We start from the raw sequence: 17,183 nt of genomic DNA on the forward strand, positions 1-17,183 counted from the left end.
GCCGGAGTCAGGCTCCGGCACTTGAGGCGTTAACGGGATGCAAAGGTGTTGCAGGTATTGGGATCGCCGCTGTCGAAGCCCTGTTTAAACCAGGTATAGCGCTGCTGCGAGGTGCCGTGAGTGAAGCTGTCCGGCACAACGCGGCCCTGGCTCTGCTGCTGCAACCGATCGTCGCCAATCGCCTGTGCAGCGTTCAGCGCCGCCTGCAGGTCGCCCTCTTCCAGCATCTGCTGCTTCTCAGCGTATTTGCCCCACACGCCGGCAAAGCAGTCCGCCTGCAGCTCCATTTTCACCGACAGGCGGTTTACTTCCGCCTGGCTGGCGCCCTGCTGCATCTGGCGGACCTTCGGCTCGATGCCCAACAGGTTCTGCACGTGGTGGCCGACTTCGTGCGCCACCACATAGGCCTGGGCGAAATCACCGCCGGCACCCAGCTTGGTTTTCATATCCTGGTAGAAAGACAAATCGATATACACCGTTCTGTCACCCGGGCAGTAGAACGGCCCCATAGCCGCCTGACCGGTGCCGCAGCTGGTGCGCGTCACGCCGCGATACATCACCAGCTTCGGCGGTTGATAGGTTTTGCCCATGCGCTGGAAAATCTCTTTCCAGTTATCCTCGGTTGAGGCCAGCACCACCGAGGTAAATTTGGCCAATTCATCGTCTTTCGGGCTGATGTTGGCGCTCTGCTGTTGACCCTGCGGTGCGACGTTACCGCCGTTCAATAGCGGCGACAGATCGATACCGTAATAGCCGGCCACCAGCACCACCACCAGAATGACAATGCCGCCCTTGCCGCGCGGCACACGGAAGCCGCCGCCACCACCGCCCAAACCTGAAGATTGCCCGCGACGATCCTCAACATTGTCACTTTCCCGACGCCCTTGCCAACGCATAAATACACTCCAGATATTTCCCCTGCTCGTTGAAGTTGCACCGCGATCGTAAGCGCAAAGGCAGCTTCAAGCCTGAGTGGGATAGGTTTTAGTCATCTCGCATCCATCATTATAAATGGTCTGCCGCGGAGGAAATGTAGAAATTTTCTGGAAAAACGCAGAATAGCGGGACGATCCGGCCGGATCGCCCCGAATGGCGGTGCCAACGCTTAGTCGAGCTTCACGCCGATGCGGCGCGCCACTTCTTCGTAGGCTTCGATCAGGCCGCCCAGGCTTTGACGGAAACGGTCTTTGTCCATCTTGTCCAGGGTGTTTTTGTCCCACAGGCGGCTGCCGTCCGGCGAAAACTCATCGCCCAGCACCACTTCGCCGTTGAACAGGCCGAACTCCAGCTTGAAGTCGACCAGGATCAGGCCGGCGTCGTCGAACAGCTGGGTCAAGACCTCGTTGGCGCGGTAGCTCAGCTCACGCATGCGCGCCAGATGTTCCTTGCTCACCCAGCCGAAGGTTTCGCAGTAGGATTCGTTCACCATCGGATCGTGCATGGCGTCGTTTTTCAGGAACAGATCGAACAGCGGCGGGTTCAGCACCAGACCTTCTTCGATGCCCAGACGCTTCACCAGCGAACCGGCGGCGCGGTTGCGGATCACGCATTCCACCGGCACCATGTCCAGCTTCTTCACCAGCACTTCGTTGTCGGACAGCAGACGCTCCATCTGGGTCGGGATGCCGGCTTCTTCCAGTTTGCTCATGATGAAATGGTTGAACTTGTTGTTCACCATGCCTTTGCGATCGAACTGCTCAATGCGCTGACCATCCAGTGCTGACGTATCGTTGCGGAACTCCAACACCAACAGATCGGGATTCTCGGTGGTGTAAACGGTTTTTGCCTTTCCGCGATACAGCTCAGCTAGCTTTTGCATCTTACTTACTCCAGTGATGTATCCCCGTTGTCTCCCGAGCGCGGCCCGAAATTAGGGGGTATAGAATTGACCTAATGAATTCTTTGGCGTGCCGGACACTATTGTGCCAAACCTGCGACGCAAACGATACCGTATAGACAAAACAAAAAGGGGCCGAGGCCCCTTTTTGATTAGTTAACGCTGGTTTTACTGAAGGCAGACTGGAATGCCGCCACCAGTGCATCGTTTTTCGACTGGGTGAGCGGTTTGCCTTTCGGATCGATGAATTGCAGGCTGGTGCGGTTGTTGAGATCGCCGACCTGCAGCTTGTAATCCCCTTCCGCCAGTTCAGGATCCTTAACGCCCAACGCATCCCAATCGCTGCTGCTCAAGGACTTGTAGGTCACGGCGACGGTGCCCTGCGGACGGCTGCGGTCACCCACTTTCATCCCCAGTTTTTCGAGCGCCGGCGGCAGGCGATCCCACACAACGGTGTACGGGCCACGCACGACCAGCATCGGCAGGCCGGTGTCATCGGCGCCGCTCTGCACGTCCAGTGCGCCGAAGCGGCTGGCGGTCTGGCTGCTCGCCAGGTTGTCCTGCTTGTCCAGGCCTTCGATCAGGGTGTTGATCATCATGCCGTTGTAGCGCTGAATCTCAGATTGGTCGGTCACCTGCTCGCTCTTGCCCTGCTGCTGCAGGCCAACGCTTTTCACCACCAGCGCCTGCTGGTAGCCCTGCTGCTGCACGCTGATCTGATAACGGCCTTCGTACTGGTTGTCTTCGTCCAGACGGTTCCACTTCACCCAGTCGGTGGTCAGGGTCTGACCGGCGTCCTGGCGGGAAGCGATCGCGATGTTCTTCGCCTGCAGCAGGCTGACGACGCGCGACCACAGGTTCTGGTTCTGCGGGCTGTTTTCCAGCAGCAGCGTGCCGCTGTCGCCGGCGTATTGCGCACGTGAACCGCTCAGCAGCGCCAACGGCTGCACCGGCGGACGAATGTCCAGTTGCTTGCCGACGTTGCCTTGCAGCTTCGTGGCGGGAACGTCATAGTTGCCGCTCTGCACCGGCAGGATCATGCCGGACGGCGCGTTCAGCGCCTTGAGCGGAGCCGCGTCGAGGTAGGCCTCGTCGCCGCTGACCTGGCGCTTGTAGCGCTGATCGCTGCTGCAGGCTGCCAGCATCATCACCAAAGAGATGCCCACTACTTTTGCTACCGTCGACTTTTGCAATGAATAAGCCATCAAATTTCCCTTAGAGTTACAGCAAACCGACGCTTTTCAGCGCGCGCTCCACCACCGGGCGGGCGGTTTCACTCAACGGCGTCATCGGCAGACGCAGCGTATCGGTTGCCATCAATCCCAACGCCTTACAGGCCCACTTCACCGGAATTGGGTTTGCTTCTACAAATAGATCCTGATGCAACGGCATCAAGCGCTGATTTAAGCGGCGCGCTTCGGCAAACTTGCCCTGCGCCGCCAGCGCGCAAAGTTCCGCCATCTCGCGCGCGGCCACGTTGGCCGTCACGGAAATCACCCCTTTGCCGCCCAGTTGCATGAAGTCCAGTCCGCTGGCGTCGTCGCCGCTCAGCAAAATGAAATCTTCATCGTCAACCAGCACTTGGATCTGACTAACGCGACTTAAGTTCCCCGTCGCTTCTTTTACAGCAACAATATTCTTGATTTTCGCCAGCCGAGCGATGGTCGGCGGCAGCATGTCGCAACCGGTGCGCGAAGGCACGTTGTACAGGATCTGCGGCAGCTCGGTGCTCTCGGCGATCGCCTTGAAGTGCTGATACAGCCCTTCCTGCGTCGGCTTATTGTAGTACGGCGTCACCGTCAGACACCCCACCACGCCGGTGTTGGCGAAGCGGGTGGTGAGCGCGATGGCTTCGGCGGTAGCGTTGGCGCCAGTGCCGGCGATCACCGGGATGCGGCCGTCGGCCAGCTCCAGCGTCTGCAGCACCACGTCAACGTGCTCGTCATGGGCAAGCGTTGCGGACTCGCCGGTGGTCCCTACGGAAACGATCGCCGCGGTGCCACTGGCTACATGATAATCGATCAATTTTTTCAGGCTCGCGCGATCGACAGCACCTTTGTCGTCCATCGGCGTAACCAGTGCAACAATACTTCCCGTAAACATTGGCCGTCCCCTCCACAAACAAGTCACTCATGGTACTTTTGCTGCCTATCCAAAAGCAAGCGCACAACCGCGTTGTAAGCGCTTGGCAGGCGGTTTTTTTTATGTTTACCATGGTAACCCCATTAAGCACGACAGGAAGCGCTATTTTGCCTCAGTCAGACGAACACTATCTCGTGATTACCGCGCTCGGCGCCGACCGCCCCGGAATCGTCAATACCATCACCCGCCACGTCAGCAGTTGCGGATGCAATATCGAAGATAGCCGTCTGGCCATGCTGGGGGAGGAGTTCACGTTCATCATGCTGCTGTCCGGCAGCTGGAACGCCATCACCCTGATCGAATCCACCCTGCCGCAAAAAGGCGCGGAGCTGGATCTGCTGATCGTGATGAAGCGCACAAACTCGCACGAAAGGCCGCCGATGCCGGCCACGGTATGGGTGCAGGTGGAAGTCAAGGACTCGCCACATATCATCGAACGCTTTACCGATTTGTTCGACTCCAGCCAGATGAATATCGCCGAGCTGGTCTCGCGCACGCAGCCGGCGGACGGCGACCTGCCACCGCAGCTGTATATCCAAATCACCGCCCACAGCTCCGGCGATCGGGATGCCTCAAATATTGAGCAAGCCTTCCATCGCCTATGTACAGAATTGAACGCGCAAGGCAGTATTAGCGTGGTGAACTATCCACAGCATGATGAGAAAGATGGAGAGTAGTGATGAGCCCATTGAAAGCCGGTGACACAGCGCCGAAATTTAGTTTGCCTGACCAGGACGGTGAGGAAATTAATTTGGCCGACTTCCAGGGACAGCGAGTATTGGTCTATTTCTATCCGAAGGCGATGACGCCGGGCTGCACCGTGCAAGCCTGCGGCCTGCGGGACAACATGGACGAATTGAAAAAGGTCGGCGTCGAAGTGCTGGGCATCAGCACCGACAAACCGGAAAAACTGTCGCGCTTCGCCGAAAAGGAGCTGCTCAACTTCACGCTGTTGTCTGATGAAGATCATCAGGTATCGCAACAGTTTGGCGTGTGGGGCGAGAAAACCTTCATGGGCAAGACCTACGACGGTATTCACCGCATCAGCTTCCTGATCGACGCCAACGGCAAGATTGAAAAAGTGTTTGATGATTTCAAAACCACCAATCACCACGACATCGTTCTGAGCTACCTGCAGCAGTAATTCTCACGAAGCGCAGCGGCCTGCTGCGCTTCGTTTCTCCCCTGTCAGCCGGCCTTGTCTTCCACCTCGACCCGCAGTTCATCGGGCCAGGCGTGAATCACCGCCTTCACCAGCGTCGCCAGCGGTATGGCGAAAAACACGCCCCAAAAGCCCCACATCCCGCCGAACACGATCACCGCCAGGATAATCACTAGCGGATGCAGGTTGACCGCTTCGGAGAACAAAATGGGCACCAACAGGTTGCCGTCCAACCCCTGTACCACCAGATAGGCGACGATCAGCGTCCAGAAATCGGCGCCGACGCCCCACTGGAACAGCGCCACCACCACCACCGGTATGGTGACCAGCACCGCGCCGATGTAGGGGATCAGCACCGAAAAGCCCACCAGCACCGCCAGCAGCAGCGAGTAGCGCATGTCCAGCACGGCGAACACCAGGTAGGTCGCCACACCGACAATCACCATCTCCAGCACCTTGCCGCGGATATAGTTGGTGATCTGCTGATTCATTTCGTTCCAGACCTGCCCCGCCAGGCCGCGATTGCGCGGCAGCACGCGGCGCACCGCGTTCAACAGTTGATCTTTGTCCTTCAGCAGGAAGAACATCATCATCGGCACCAGGATCAGGTAGATAGCCAACGTCAGCAGGCCGACCAGCGACGCCAGCGAGAATTTCACCACCGATTCGCCCATGCCGGACAGCCGGCTGCGCAGGTTTTCCGCCATCATGTCGATGATGCCGGCATCCACCAGCGCTGGATAACGCTTCGGCAGCGTCGCGGCGAAGTTATAGAACTGGTTGAGCATGCCCGGCAGATCGCTCATCAGATTGATGCCCTGCTGCCAAGCGGTCGGCGCGACGACAAACACCAGCAGCATGGCAACGCCCGCGAACACCAACAGCATGATGCTCGCCGCCCAGGTGCGCGAACAGCCGATGCGCTGCAGGCGCGCGGTCGGCCACTCCAGCAGGTACGCCAGCACGATGGCGACCAGCAACGGGGTCAGAATGCCGTGCAGAAAATAGAGAATGAGGAACCCGGCGACCAGGATCACCAGCAGCGCGATAGCCTGCGGATCGGTGAAGCGGCGGCGGTACCACTGTAATAACATCTCCAGCATCAGAGCGGGCTCCTCGAGATTTGGCGGGCGGGCATGGCGATTCCTGTGATGGGCCTGATTAAAGCATAGATAGAACGGGCGCACGCGAGGTGTGCAAAGCACTCAGAGTACTCAAAGTTCACCATACATCAACAGCGATTTGGCTGATTTTATCGCGCGGGCAGGCGATCGGCGCAAAAATCCGCAGACGCGGCGACAGGTTCGGTGAGCGGCCCCGAACGGGGCCGCGGAAGATTACAGCGAGGTACCGATAGAAAGGGGCGAACCGACTGCCAATGCGAACAACAACACACAGCCAATCGCGATCGCCGCCGCCAGATCATTTTTCATAGTCCCGTCCCCTGATACTTAAACTGGTTATCGTCACGAACTCTGTCGGTTCTTGCGTTGCGGCCTTTTCTGATGCACGTCATTAAAAACCCCCGCCGCAGCGGGGGAGAAAACGTTCTGGTGCATCAAGTGTTACAAGGAGGTCATGAGGGATTGCTAACCCTAAATGACTATTTCAAGCTAGGATTATTCTCAGAGCATGGCAAGCGATCGCGTCGAGGTTATCCGCACTTTGAGATAAACCTCATAAAAAAATCCCGCACGGCAGCGGGATGAAGGGATGATAACGTCATGAATTTTTTATGCGGACAATGAGGCGGTATTGTCGTCATTTGGCGACAATACCGCGCCGGCACGGTGGTCACAAGGGAAATTTGACCACGGTGAGGAAATCAGAATTTCGCCAATGCCCGCGGTCGTGCGCCAGTCAGCATCAACGAAAAAATGGGATTTTCATCAGACAGCCGTCGGGAAAAAACCGGTAGCATGGCCGATATCATCCCAAACGCCGTAGGGGGAAAGATGAACAGCAAACCGTGTGAATTTGATGAAGCCATCTGTCTGGCGATCGGGCGTGGCGTTTGCGAAGTCGTGAAGATAGGGGATGAAATCAGCGTCTTCTCCCTGTTGGAAGCTATCGAGTGTTTCATCGAACGACAGGCGCTCAGCGAAAGCGAAATCGCGGCGGCGGACGACGCGCTGGATTTGATCAGCGTCCTCACCCATCGGTCATGCTGAAAAACACCCCCCGGTGGTGAAGGAGCCGGCGCCCCATCGCATGTGGGCCGCCGTCGTTTCCGTTTCGATTAGAAGTCGTAAGTTACCGACGCTTTCAGCGTCCTCGCCTGTCCCTGGAAGACGTAAGTGCCATTGCTTTCTACGCCGGACCAATACTTCTCATTCGTGACGTTGTCCAACCCCACACGCCATACCAGCGTATTTTGATCCTCATTCAAACGCATGCGATAGCGAAGGCCGAGATCCAGGGTCGTGAAACTATCGAGCTTTTTGGTATTGGCGGAGTCGGCATATTGCGAACCGGTATGCCGCACTTTCGCCGTTGCAGTCAGGCCATCGACCGGCTTGATGTCGTACTCCGCTCCCAGCACCGCGTAGAAATGCGCTACGCCGATCGCGTCTTTGCCATCGTTACGACCGCCCTGGGTTTTGGTCAACTCGGGCGAAAGCCAGGTAGCACTGCCGTTGAGGCGCAGGCCGAATGCCGGTTCGCCGAACACATTCAACTCCACGCCGCGGTTGCGTTGTTCGCCGTTCAAGGTGTAGTAGTTGTTGCTGTCGATCATGGTGGCCGGCTTTTTGATTTCAAACAGCGCCAACGAGCCACCCACGCGTTCGAAATCAACTTTCACGCCCACTTCATTTTGCTTGGAACGGGCGATACCGGTACTCTGCCCGAAGTTAGCCGCCTCTTTCGGCGCAATGCCGCCAGGCTGCAACGCCTCGGTATGGTTGGCATAAAGCGACACCGTTTCCCACGGCTTATAGACCAGCCCGAACGTCGGCATCCAGCGGCTTTGCGTATAACGGGAGGCGGTATCCTCCAGGCCGGTGGCATTGCTGTAATTACGCACCACCACTTTCTGATGACGCGCGGCCGCCGTTAACAACACCCGGTCGCCGAAAAAGCCCAGCGTATCGCTGAACAACCAGCCCTGCGTCCGGTTGCGCGCCGTGGTCAGCGGATCGCTGTAGTTGCCGCCGAAATAGGCGTTGTCCGGTATTGCGACATCATGGTTATCGTAGATATTGGTCGTCGGATTGTTGGCAGACATGCGCCACGCGGTTTTGTCGCGTTTAATCTGCGCGGAATAGCCGACGTTGACCCGGTGCGAAACCGCCCAGGTCGTGAACTTGCCCTCAAGCCCCGCCATGCCGCTGAAAGCGTCGATGATGCGATTGGTGTCCAGGCGCCCAACCGTGGCGTCGCCGTTGGCGTTGATGAGCTTCGGTGCGCTGTAAACGCCGGTTTCATGGCCGTGCTGCGCGCCCAATCCGGCATAGGCCTTCCAGTCGCGGGTTAAATCATATTCCGCTTTCGCCATGCCAAATTCGTTCTCGATATCACTGTAGCCCCACTTCTGACTGTAATTTTTACGGGTGTCAGGCACCGCGGGTACCACATCGATGCCGCTGATGTTGACCCCCATCGTTCCGCCATGGAAGGTCTTTTTCTGATAACCGAAGTCCAACGATGAACGGAAACGATCGCCGCGATAGTCCAGCCCGACCGATGCCAGCGTAGTGCGCCGCTTATCATCCTCAACCGCCGTTTCCCCCTCTCGGTGTACCAGGTTGACGCGAGCGCCAAACTGGTTGTCGTCACCGAAACGGCGGCCCAGATCCAGCTTGCCGCCCACCTGAGAATCGGAGGTGTAGTCGAGGCCGATCTGAGTGGTCGGCGTTTCTTCCGCCCGCTTCGGTTCAAGATTGATCATGCCGCCAACGCCGCTGGAAGCCAGGCCGTTCAGCAAGGCGTTCGCCCCTTTGAAGATCTCTACCCGCTCCAGCATCTGGGTATCCATCACCTGACGCGGTACCACGCCCGGCAGCCCGCCCATCGTCATGTCGTCACCGTCCAGTGAGAAACCGCGGATGCGATAGGTTTCGGCGAAGTTACCGTATCCCTGCACCGCCTGCACACCCGCGTCGTTGCTGACCACGTCGGCGATGGTCTTCGCCTGCTGATCCTGTACCAGCTTCGCGGTATATCCTATGACGTTGAACGGAACATCCATTGCTTTCTGTTCTCCCAACATCCCCAGGCGGCCGCCGTGGGCAACCTGTCCATCCAGGTAGGCGGGAACCAAATCATTGCCGCCGGAGTTGAAATCGGCGTGTTTTTCGGCCCGGACGACCAGGGTGTCCTCCCGGTTTTTCTTGGCGTCGCCGTCTGCGGCCAGCGCTCCCTGGCTCATCGCGCCGATGGCCAGCGCCAACAGCGTTTTACGTAAAGGGGAATTCGTTGTACTGGTGTTGTGCATAATTCACTCATGAATGAGGATAAAAGTTAAATGGCCCTTTGCCGGGCCGATAGGGCTTATTTATTCAATGCGATGCGAACCACGCTGTCCGGCCCCTGAGTGGAATGATCTTTGTTAAACGGTTGTTTGACAGTAACGAACAATGTCTGACCGTCTGCCGACAACAGCAAGCTGTTTGGATTCGGCGGCAGCGCCCAGCGCTGTTTCACCGCATAGGTCGTCGCATCCAGGCTCAGTACATTGCCGGATTCACGCTGCGAGATATAAATTTCGTTGCGCCGTGAATTGAAAACGACAGCCAAAGAGTCGCCCACATCAAGCCGCTTCAATAACTTCCCGGTGTGAATATCCAAGACCAGCGTGGTCTTCGCCTTGGAGTTGTCAGTGACGAACAAACGGCCGGTAGCCTCGTCCTCCGCCATATTGAGCAGCAGTGCGGGTTGGTCTCCCAACGGTTTCCAGCGTTTTTCGATGCGATTGGAACGCGGGTTGATCACCAGGATCTCGCCGCTGCCATTGGCGGCATACACGCGTTGGGTCTGTTCGGAGTAATGCAGGCCGGTCATCCATTTGCCGGTATTTTTAATGCGCGTTTTCAGCTTGAGCGATTCGGCGTCAACCACCCAAATTTGCGCCGGATCGGCGACCGCCCCCACATACAGCGTGTTGTTGTGAGCCAGAATTTGGCGCGCACCATACGGTAACCCTTTCTCATTGCGCTCGCTGAACAGCAAACGCCCTTTCACCTTACCATCGGCGGCGCCGATTGCGCTGATACCGCCATCCAGCGAATTGCTGACGTAAAGGGTTTTCCCATCCGCAGAGGCCTGCATGGCGAAATTTTTCAGATCGGTATGCGTTGTGCCAAGGGTTTTCAGAGTATTGGCGTCCAACTTATAGACCACGCCGCCCTGCACATCTTTAAAACTTTCGGCGCTGGCGACGTACAGCGCATCTCCCCCTGGCGTCAGCGCCATTTCATACAAACCATAAGCCAGTTGGCGTTTGACGACGCTGTCGGATTGCGCCGCTGGCGCGAGAGGTTGCACGGCAGGGGAAGAGGAAGTGGTTTGGTGCGGCGCGCAGCCGCTTAGCGCCATACCCGTCAGCAGGGCGAGCACAGAGATTTTCATTTTCATCGGGGAAATCCTTGACCATTTAAAACGGCGTTAACGGGGGCTCTGCAGTTTAGTTTTGAGCTTTCTCATAACGAGAAATGAGCGCCACCGCGCGTCTCAGTGTTTCCCTGTGAATCAACTATCACGCTAATGCAGGCTAATAACTCCTTCATGCGCCCGCGAACAACAAAGAGAATGAGAAACATACTCATTATTATTTACGCAATCAAGCGTAATTATTTTCCTTCGCTCTCTAAAAGTCATGGCGGTATCTCGTATTATCAAAGCCAATACGTCAGCTATCGATCGCGGTGCGGGCATGATTCTCTCGCCTTACACCGTCGAGAGACTGCCTCACCCTGCGTACAGACACTTAACAGCAAACAAGCAGACAACAGGAGAAGCCCCCTCATGACAACCCCTGCCCCACGGGAGTGGCGGCGTGCGGACTATCTCGTCAGCACCGAGCCCGCCCTGCTGGATCTCGATGCCATCCATGCATTTCTGACCCGTTCGTCGTGGGCGGAGGGCATTGATAAGGAGACCGTTCGCCAGTCCCTCACCCACAGCCTGTGCTTCGGTTTGTATCACGGCACCAGACAAATCGGTTTCGCCCGGCTGGTCACCGATTACGCCACTTTCGGCTATCTGTGCGACGTGTACGTGTTGGAGACGCATCAAAAAAGCGGACTGGGTTTGTGGCTGGCGGAATGTTGCCAGGCCCATCCGTTGATGGCGACGCTGCGGCGAGTCATGCTGGTCACCAGCACCGCCCCCTGGCTCTATGAAAAAGTGGGGTATAGCGCCATCAACCGACCCGATTTTGTTTGGCAGATCGCCCGGCCGGACATCTATCGGCGTTAATTTTTAAGTAAGCTCGCTCTGCTCACACTCTTTCCCCGCGGTATTGGCAATCGCGGCGGTTAGGGTGCATGCTGGCGAAAAATTTTACCGTTTGCCCCTTTCAAGGAGAGTCTATGCCCGTTTCAGCCCGTAACCAATTCACCGGTACCGTGTCCGCCGTCGCCAAAGGCGCCGTCAATGACGAAGTGGAGATCGCATTGCAGGGCGGTGAAAAACTGGTGGCCATCGTCACGGTACAAAGCCAACAGTCGCTGGGGTTAAGCGTCGGCAAAGAGGCCGTCGCGCTGATTAAAGCGCCGTGGGTGATCCTGGCGACAGAGGATTGCGGTTTGCGTTTTTCCGCCCGCAACCAGTTTGCCGGGGAAGTGACTGCGGTTGAGCACGGCGCAGTCAACAGCACCGTACACCTCAAAGCGGATGCCGGTTTTGTGCTGACGTCGGTGATCACCAATGAAAGCCTGCAGGAGATGGCGCTGAAGAACGGTTCGCGCGCCATTGCCCTGATCAAAGCCTCATCGGTGCTGCTCGCCGTCAGAGCCTGATACCGCCTGGCCCGCGCCAGCGGGCCTTTCGAGCCGCTATTTCAGCGCCTGCTCGGCCAGCAGCCCGAGGGCGATGACGATCATCGCCGCGCCGGAGATGCGCCCCACCACCTTCGCAGCCTGCGGGCGCGTGCGCAGCACCGACTGCGAACCGAATCCCACCAGCAGATACACCAGGCCGCAGCTGATCAAATGCACGACGCCCAACGCCAGCATCTGCATCGGCACCGACCATTCGGCTCGGGCGTCGGTAAACTGCGGCAGCAGCGCCAGAAACAGCAGAAACACCTTGGGGTTCAAGCCGCTGACGCACACGCCCTTGCCGGCCCAGCGCAGCCAGGAATCGGAACGCTGATCTTCACCGGCGCCGGGCACTGGCGGGTGCAGCAGCATGTTGAAACCGATCCACAACAGATAAGCCGCCCCCAACAGGGTGAGCGCCGTCAGCGCCAGCGGGTTGCCGACCAGCAGCGCGCCGACGCCCGCCACCACAATCGCAATCATCAGCAGATGGCCGAACAGCAAGCCGGCGACGGCGGGCACCACCACCCGGCCGCGAATGCCCGCCGAGATCACATAGGCCCAATCCATACCCGGCGTGATCACCAATAAAATCGACACCGCCCAAAAAGCGGCGAACAGAGCGAGCGTCATGCCGGCGCCCGCTCAAACGCGCCGCGCCATTCCGAACAAAGAACCATTGCGTTTTCCTCTTGGAAGAAGAACGGCCTCCGCCTGCCGTGCTGGCCGTCAAAACCGTTCAACAGATGGCAAGAATATCCTCAAGGCGTTAAAATGTGCTTTCAATTACTTGCCTGAAACCGGCATAAGTGGGGAAATTTTTCCAAATGGATAAGATTGATCGCAAGATTCTTGCTGAACTGCAGGTTGACGGCCGTTTGTCGGTGACCGAGCTGGCCGAGCGGATCGGATTAAGCGTATCCCCCTGCCACCGCCGGGTGCGCGCATTAGAGGAGTCCGGGGTGATCAGGGGTTACCGCGCCCAGCTCGACCCCGGCAGCCTGGGCTATAACTTTTCCGCCCTGGTGTTCGTCACCATGCGCGAAGGCGATCGCCGCGCCGTTGAAACCTTCGAAAACGCCATGGTGGACATTCCGCAGGTGGTGCAGGCACAGCGGCTGTTTGGCGATCCCGACTATCTGCTGCACGTGATCGCCCGCGATCTGCCCGCCTTCCAGCAGCTTTACGACGAGAAGCTCTCCGCTCTGCCGGGCGTGCAGCGCCTGAGCTCCACGCTGGTGATGAAAACCGTGGTGCCGGAGCGCTCGTTCCTGCCGCTGGGCCAATGACGACGGGAGCGTTGCCGCTCCCGTTTTCTCTTTTCTTTAAGGCACAATCACGAAATCCGGATTGGCGACGGCAAACAGCGCCTCGCGATCCGCCGCCGGTGGGTAAATCCACTGCGTGTTGATCTCCTGCTTAATCTTTTTGCCTTCCTCACGGGTAAAGCGCACCTGGCGCTCCCAGCCTTCGGTATACAGCGCGCCCCAGGGGCCCAGATCCAGACAGGTTACATACTTCGGCTGGCTGTAAGGGTGCATCGGCAAGCCCGTCAGTTCCGCCGCCGCATTGTGGCCGGCCACGCGCCCAAGGCTCAGCGCATGCTGGCAGGTCATCAGGTTGTGGTTACCGAGATCGTCGGTCGCCGCCTTCACCGTATCGCCGGTCACGAAAATGCCCGCCGCCGCCGGCGCGCGCAGGAAGGCGTCGCCGATCACCCGGCCGCTGCCGTCGCGCTCGCCGGGGATCTGTTCGGTCAGCGGGTGCGCCCGCACGCCCGCCGCCAGGATCACCGTGTTGGCGGCGATGCGCTCACCGTTCGACAGCATCACTCCCTCAGCGTCGATAGCCGAGACGCGCAGGCCGGCCCGCGCTTCCACGCCACACTCCGCCAATGCCTGGCGTATCACCGCCCCCGGCTCCGCCCCCATCCCGGCACCCACTTCCGGCGCGGTATCGACGATCACCACGCGCACGTTCTCGTCTTTGCCCAGCGCATCGCGCAGCCGTTGCGGCATCTCCGCCGCGCTCTCCAGGCCGGTCAGCCCCGCCCCCACCACCAAGGCGGTGTTGCGCGCCGGCGTCGACGGTTTGGCCACCAGCGCTTTAATATGGGCATCCAGACGCTGCGCGCTTTCCAACGTATCGACGTTGAAACCGTATTCGGCAAAGCCCGGCACCGCAGGCACGGACAGCCGACTGCCGGTGGCCCACACCAAGCGGTCGTACACCAATTCAAGGGGTTCCCCCGTCGCCTGCGCCACCGTGAGCGTTTTGGCAGCGGCATCGATACGCTCTACCATCCCGGCCAGGTGGCGCACACCGACGGCGGCGAGCTGCGCGGAAATGTCCGGGTTCATGTTTTCCAACACGGCTTCGTACAGGCGTGGCCGGATGGTGACGGTTGGCGTCGGTGAAACCATGAGCACCTCGATATCGTCATGCTTACCGGCAAGGGTAATGGCGCGCATGGCGGACACGGCGGCCCAAAAACCGGCAAAACCGGAACCGGCAATCACTATTTTCTGCGTCATGGGATGACTCCTTCATACAGGGTTAACCGGGCGACAAGGCTGCCCGCAGTTTTTTCGGATGAACGATGCCGTCCCGCTCCCGTAACAGGGTGCAGAAGGCCCGCCCGCCCCTTCCGAAGAGGCGGGAAAAAGTGTGTTTCGTTTTAAGGAAAGGCGGTGGTTAGGTCTTGGCGCGCGCCGTTTTGCCGCTGCGCGCGGTGCGTTCCGTCATGCGCTCGTCGAGCCAGAGGTTGACCTCGCCGAAGAAGCCTTGCGGCGCTTTGCGGCCAAAACGGGCGGCGACGGCGCCGAGAGTCTGCGCCGCCAGCGCATCGCGCATCGCCTTCTCCGCCTGCAGCATCACCGCATGGATAGCGCATTTGCCGGAGACCGCCCAATCCGGCGGGGAGTCATCGAACACCGCGCAGCGCCCGCGCACCTCCTGGCAATCGAACAGCGGCTTGTGCCCCTCGATAGCGTCGATGATCGCCAGAAAGCTGATCTCGTCCGCCGGGCGGGCCAGCCGGTAGCCGCCGCGCACCCCTTCGCTGGCGGCGACGATCCCCGCCTTTTCCAGCTTGGGGAAAATCTTGGCCAGAAAGCTGGGTGAGATCCCTTGCAGCTCGGCGAGTTCGCGGCTGCTGAGCGCCCGCTGGTTATCGCCGACCAGCCACAGCAGGCAGTGGATGCCATATTCAACGCTGGTTGTGATGTACGCCATATGTCCGTTTTCAACCGTCAATGAACCTTCAATAACGCAGACTATATGAGTCTGCGTTTATCTTGTCAATAAAACACGGATCAACTTTGTCCGCGTTTTATTGACAATGCAGGCCACCGGCGACGCAGAAAACGCCCTTCGAAATGAAAAATAAAACTTTTTTGCCCGATTCGCGCCCGGCTAACGTTTCCTTGTTGCCAACGGCTGACTATGATGTGATGGGCACCGCCGCCGCGGTTTGTGAGCCGCCGCACTTTCACGCGGATTGCGCCGTGGGAATAAAGAACTCTTGTCTGCTGCTGACGTCTTAGAAATGATTATTTAAGGGAAACGCCTGACTATGACCAACCGGTTGACCAAAACCGCGTTAGCGGTGCTGCTGCTCGGCACGCTGAACGCCACCGCCCTGGCGCCAGCACAGGCGGAAAGCCAGGACCAGTTGCCGGATATGGGCACCTCCGCCGGCGGCACCCTGAGCATCGGACAAGAACTGGCGATGGGCGATTTTTACGTGCGCCAACTGCGCGCCAGCGCCCCGCTGATCAACGATCCGCTGCTAATCCAATACATCAATCAGTTGGGCAACCGGCTGGTGGCCAGCGCCTATTCGGTGCGCACGCCGTTCCATTTCTATCTGGTGCGCAACGACGAAATCAACGCCTTCGCCTTCTTCGGCGGCAACGTGGTGCTGCATTCCGCCCTGTTCCGCGTCAGCGACAACGAAAGCCAGCTGGCTTCGGTGCTAGCGCACGAAATCTCGCACGTCACCCAGCGCCACCTGGCGCGCGCCATGGAAGATCAGCAGCGCAACGCCCCGTTGACCTGGGTGGGCGCGCTTGGTTCCATCCTGCTGGCGATGGCCAACCCGACCATGGGCATGGCGGCGCTGAGCGGCACCATGGCCGGCACCCAGCAAGGCATGATCAGCTTTACCCAATCGAACGAACAGGAAGCCGATCGCATCGGCATTCAGGTGCTGCAGCGCGCCGGTTTCGATCCGGAAGCGATGCCCGACTTCCTGCAGAAACTCTCGGATCAGTCGCGCTACGCCTCCAAACCGCCGGAAATGCTGCTAACGCACCCGTTGCCGGACAGCCGCCTCTCCGACGCACGCAACCGCGCCAACCAGATGCCGAAACACATCGTGCAGTCCTCGCAGGATTACCTGATGGCCAAAGTGCGCGCACTGGGCATGTACAGTTCGGAAGGCTATGGCCTGAACGAAGAACTGCTCGGCTCGCTCAGCAAGGGCAACGTGCGCGAACAGGCGGCCGCCAAATACGGCCGCGCCATCCTGTTCTATGAAGCGAAAAAATACGACGACGCGCGCAATATCATTCAACCGATGCTGGCGCAGGATGCGAAAAACGTCTGGCTGATCGACCTGATGACCGACATCGATCTCGGCCAGAAACGCGCGCCGCAGGCCATCGCCCGCCTGCAGGCGGCCAACGCCGCCCAAAGCAACAATCCGGTGCTGCAGCTCAACCTGGCCAACGCCTATGTCGAAGGCAACCAGCCGGCGCAGGCGTCGAAGATCCTGAACCGCTACACCTTTGCCCATCCGGACGATCCGAACGGCTGGGATCTGCTGGCGCAGGCCAGCGCCGCACAAGGGCTGCGCGATGAAGAGCTGTCGGCCCGTGCCGAAAGCCTGGCGCTGAACGGCCGGCTCGATCAGGCTATCGGCCTGCTCAGCAATGCCAGTTCGCTGCAAAAACTCGGCAGCCTGAAACAGGCGCGCTACGATGCGCGCATCGACCAGCTGCGCCAACTGCAACAGCGCTTCCGCCAATACCAGCGCAGCTGATTCAACAAGGAATGAACG

At 58.9% G+C, this 17,183-nt stretch carries 17 protein-coding genes; 7 read left to right on the forward strand and 10 right to left on the reverse strand.

What is annotated here, in order from left to right; translation table 11 throughout:
• Positions 1-29 precede the first annotated feature (29 nt).
• The 4 genes from ypfJ to dapA all read right to left on the reverse strand — a co-directional run bounded on the left by ypfJ (position 30) and on the right by dapA (position 3,940).
• Entirely contained in the window at positions 30-896 is an 867-nt protein-coding gene (gene ypfJ / locus ACJ8J5_RS18690; protein WP_043140420.1) for a KPN_02809 family neutral zinc metallopeptidase, read from the reverse strand.
• 209 nt (positions 897-1,105) lie between these two features.
• Entirely contained in the window at positions 1,106-1,819 is a 714-nt protein-coding gene (gene purC, locus ACJ8J5_RS18695; protein WP_019453889.1) for a phosphoribosylaminoimidazolesuccinocarboxamide synthase, read from the reverse strand.
• A 170-nt stretch (positions 1,820-1,989) separates the two neighbouring features.
• Positions 1,990-3,042 (reverse strand): outer membrane protein assembly factor BamC, encoded by a 1,053-nt coding sequence (bamC, locus tag ACJ8J5_RS18700; RefSeq protein ID WP_025303828.1) that lies wholly within the window; start codon positions 3,040-3,042, stop codon positions 1,990-1,992.
• A gap of 16 nt (positions 3,043-3,058) precedes the next feature.
• On the reverse strand, positions 3,059-3,940 hold the full coding sequence (dapA, locus tag ACJ8J5_RS18705) for a 4-hydroxy-tetrahydrodipicolinate synthase (protein ID WP_033644005.1): 882 nt from the start codon (positions 3,938-3,940) through the stop codon (positions 3,059-3,061).
• 110 nt (positions 3,941-4,050) lie between these two features.
• On the opposite strand from dapA, the gene ACJ8J5_RS18710 reads away from it, so the two are divergent.
• On the forward strand, positions 4,051-4,656 hold the full coding sequence (locus tag ACJ8J5_RS18710) for a glycine cleavage system transcriptional repressor (RefSeq protein ID WP_369783268.1): 606 nt from the start codon (positions 4,051-4,053) through the stop codon (positions 4,654-4,656).
• A gap of 2 nt (positions 4,657-4,658) precedes the next feature.
• On the forward strand, positions 4,659-5,123 hold the full coding sequence (bcp, locus tag ACJ8J5_RS18715) for a thioredoxin-dependent thiol peroxidase (RefSeq protein ID WP_025303830.1): 465 nt from the start codon (positions 4,659-4,661) through the stop codon (positions 5,121-5,123).
• Between the two features lie 44 nt (positions 5,124-5,167).
• On the opposite strand, the gene ACJ8J5_RS18720 is transcribed toward bcp, so the two are convergent.
• Positions 5,168-6,244 (reverse strand): AI-2E family transporter, encoded by a 1,077-nt coding sequence (locus tag ACJ8J5_RS18720; protein WP_025303831.1) that lies wholly within the window; start codon positions 6,242-6,244, stop codon positions 5,168-5,170.
• A gap of 852 nt (positions 6,245-7,096) precedes the next feature.
• Between ACJ8J5_RS18720 and ACJ8J5_RS18725 the strand changes: the two genes are divergently transcribed.
• Complete coding sequence (locus tag ACJ8J5_RS18725; protein WP_033644007.1) at positions 7,097-7,312, forward strand: hypothetical protein; 216 nt, start codon at positions 7,097-7,099, stop codon at positions 7,310-7,312.
• A 68-nt stretch (positions 7,313-7,380) separates the two neighbouring features.
• Here the strand turns inward: ACJ8J5_RS18725 and ACJ8J5_RS18730 are convergent, their stop codons facing one another.
• Both ACJ8J5_RS18730 and ACJ8J5_RS18735 read right to left on the reverse strand, forming a co-directional pair.
• Positions 7,381-9,576, reverse strand: coding sequence for a TonB-dependent receptor (locus ACJ8J5_RS18730; RefSeq protein WP_060434445.1), 2,196 nt, complete (start codon positions 9,574-9,576; stop codon positions 7,381-7,383).
• A 56-nt stretch (positions 9,577-9,632) separates the two neighbouring features.
• On the reverse strand, positions 9,633-10,715 hold the full coding sequence (locus ACJ8J5_RS18735; protein WP_342122567.1) for a YncE family protein: 1,083 nt from the start codon (positions 10,713-10,715) through the stop codon (positions 9,633-9,635).
• A gap of 390 nt (positions 10,716-11,105) precedes the next feature.
• On the opposite strand from ACJ8J5_RS18735, the gene ACJ8J5_RS18740 reads away from it, so the two are divergent.
• Both ACJ8J5_RS18740 and ACJ8J5_RS18745 read left to right on the forward strand, forming a co-directional pair.
• Positions 11,106-11,558 (forward strand): GNAT family N-acetyltransferase, encoded by a 453-nt coding sequence (locus ACJ8J5_RS18740; protein ID WP_060434440.1) that lies wholly within the window; start codon positions 11,106-11,108, stop codon positions 11,556-11,558.
• A gap of 113 nt (positions 11,559-11,671) precedes the next feature.
• Positions 11,672-12,100, forward strand: a complete 429-nt coding sequence (locus ACJ8J5_RS18745) for a TOBE domain-containing protein (protein ID WP_173888276.1) — start codon at positions 11,672-11,674, stop codon at positions 12,098-12,100.
• A gap of 36 nt (positions 12,101-12,136) precedes the next feature.
• Here ACJ8J5_RS18745 and ACJ8J5_RS18750 read toward each other — a convergent pair whose 3' ends face one another.
• Complete coding sequence (locus tag ACJ8J5_RS18750; protein WP_004941674.1) at positions 12,137-12,754, reverse strand: LysE family translocator; 618 nt, start codon at positions 12,752-12,754, stop codon at positions 12,137-12,139.
• A 194-nt stretch (positions 12,755-12,948) separates the two neighbouring features.
• Between ACJ8J5_RS18750 and ACJ8J5_RS18755 the strand changes: the two genes are divergently transcribed.
• On the forward strand, positions 12,949-13,410 hold the full coding sequence (locus ACJ8J5_RS18755) for an Lrp/AsnC family transcriptional regulator (protein ID WP_060434434.1): 462 nt from the start codon (positions 12,949-12,951) through the stop codon (positions 13,408-13,410).
• A gap of 36 nt (positions 13,411-13,446) precedes the next feature.
• Here ACJ8J5_RS18755 and ACJ8J5_RS18760 read toward each other — a convergent pair whose 3' ends face one another.
• Both ACJ8J5_RS18760 and ACJ8J5_RS18765 read right to left on the reverse strand, forming a co-directional pair.
• Positions 13,447-14,655 (reverse strand): NAD(P)/FAD-dependent oxidoreductase, encoded by a 1,209-nt coding sequence (locus ACJ8J5_RS18760; RefSeq protein ID WP_414104901.1) that lies wholly within the window; start codon positions 14,653-14,655, stop codon positions 13,447-13,449.
• A gap of 160 nt (positions 14,656-14,815) precedes the next feature.
• Positions 14,816-15,355 (reverse strand): RrF2 family transcriptional regulator, encoded by a 540-nt coding sequence (locus ACJ8J5_RS18765; protein ID WP_025303838.1) that lies wholly within the window; start codon positions 15,353-15,355, stop codon positions 14,816-14,818.
• A 340-nt stretch (positions 15,356-15,695) separates the two neighbouring features.
• Here ACJ8J5_RS18765 and ACJ8J5_RS18770 point away from each other — a divergent pair, with 340 nt between their 5' ends.
• Positions 15,696-17,165: a beta-barrel assembly-enhancing protease gene (locus ACJ8J5_RS18770; RefSeq protein ID WP_025303839.1), complete on the forward strand. Its 1,470-nt coding sequence runs from the start codon at positions 15,696-15,698 to the stop codon at positions 17,163-17,165.
• Positions 17,166-17,183 lie beyond the last annotated feature (18 nt).

Source organism: Serratia sp. CY43202, from assembly GCF_052168755.1.
In the GTDB taxonomy this organism is placed as follows: domain Bacteria; phylum Pseudomonadota; class Gammaproteobacteria; order Enterobacterales; family Enterobacteriaceae; genus Serratia; species Serratia bockelmannii.

Bases quoted from the DNA above. Each gene is read 5' to 3' on its own strand.
- ACJ8J5_RS18720 (WP_025303831.1), bottom strand. From the start codon at position 6,244: ATGCTGGAGATGTTATTACAGTGGTACCGCCGCCGCTTCACCGATCCG.
- ACJ8J5_RS18735 (WP_342122567.1), bottom strand. From the start codon at position 10,715: ATGAAAATGAAAATCTCTGTGCTCGCCCTGCTGACGGGTATGGCGCTA.
- ACJ8J5_RS18730 (WP_060434445.1), bottom strand. From the start codon at position 9,576: ATGCACAACACCAGTACAACGAATTCCCCTTTACGTAAAACGCTGTTG.
- ACJ8J5_RS18710 (WP_369783268.1), top strand. From the start codon at position 4,051: ATGGTAACCCCATTAAGCACGACAGGAAGCGCTATTTTGCCTCAGTCA.
- ypfJ (WP_043140420.1), bottom strand. From the start codon at position 896: ATGCGTTGGCAAGGGCGTCGGGAAAGTGACAATGTTGAGGATCGTCGC.
- ACJ8J5_RS18765 (WP_025303838.1), bottom strand. From the start codon at position 15,355: ATGGCGTACATCACAACCAGCGTTGAATATGGCATCCACTGCCTGCTG.
- ACJ8J5_RS18740 (WP_060434440.1), top strand. From the start codon at position 11,106: ATGACAACCCCTGCCCCACGGGAGTGGCGGCGTGCGGACTATCTCGTC.
- ACJ8J5_RS18745 (WP_173888276.1), top strand. From the start codon at position 11,672: ATGCCCGTTTCAGCCCGTAACCAATTCACCGGTACCGTGTCCGCCGTC.
- bamC (WP_025303828.1), bottom strand. From the start codon at position 3,042: ATGGCTTATTCATTGCAAAAGTCGACGGTAGCAAAAGTAGTGGGCATC.
- bcp (WP_025303830.1), top strand. From the start codon at position 4,659: ATGAGCCCATTGAAAGCCGGTGACACAGCGCCGAAATTTAGTTTGCCT.
- ACJ8J5_RS18760 (WP_414104901.1), bottom strand. From the start codon at position 14,655: ATGACGCAGAAAATAGTGATTGCCGGTTCCGGTTTTGCCGGTTTTTGG.
- ACJ8J5_RS18755 (WP_060434434.1), top strand. From the start codon at position 12,949: ATGGATAAGATTGATCGCAAGATTCTTGCTGAACTGCAGGTTGACGGC.
- ACJ8J5_RS18725 (WP_033644007.1), top strand. From the start codon at position 7,097: ATGAACAGCAAACCGTGTGAATTTGATGAAGCCATCTGTCTGGCGATC.
- dapA (WP_033644005.1), bottom strand. From the start codon at position 3,940: ATGTTTACGGGAAGTATTGTTGCACTGGTTACGCCGATGGACGACAAA.
- ACJ8J5_RS18750 (WP_004941674.1), bottom strand. From the start codon at position 12,754: ATGACGCTCGCTCTGTTCGCCGCTTTTTGGGCGGTGTCGATTTTATTG.
- ACJ8J5_RS18770 (WP_025303839.1), top strand. From the start codon at position 15,696: ATGACCAACCGGTTGACCAAAACCGCGTTAGCGGTGCTGCTGCTCGGC.
- purC (WP_019453889.1), bottom strand. From the start codon at position 1,819: ATGCAAAAGCTAGCTGAGCTGTATCGCGGAAAGGCAAAAACCGTTTAC.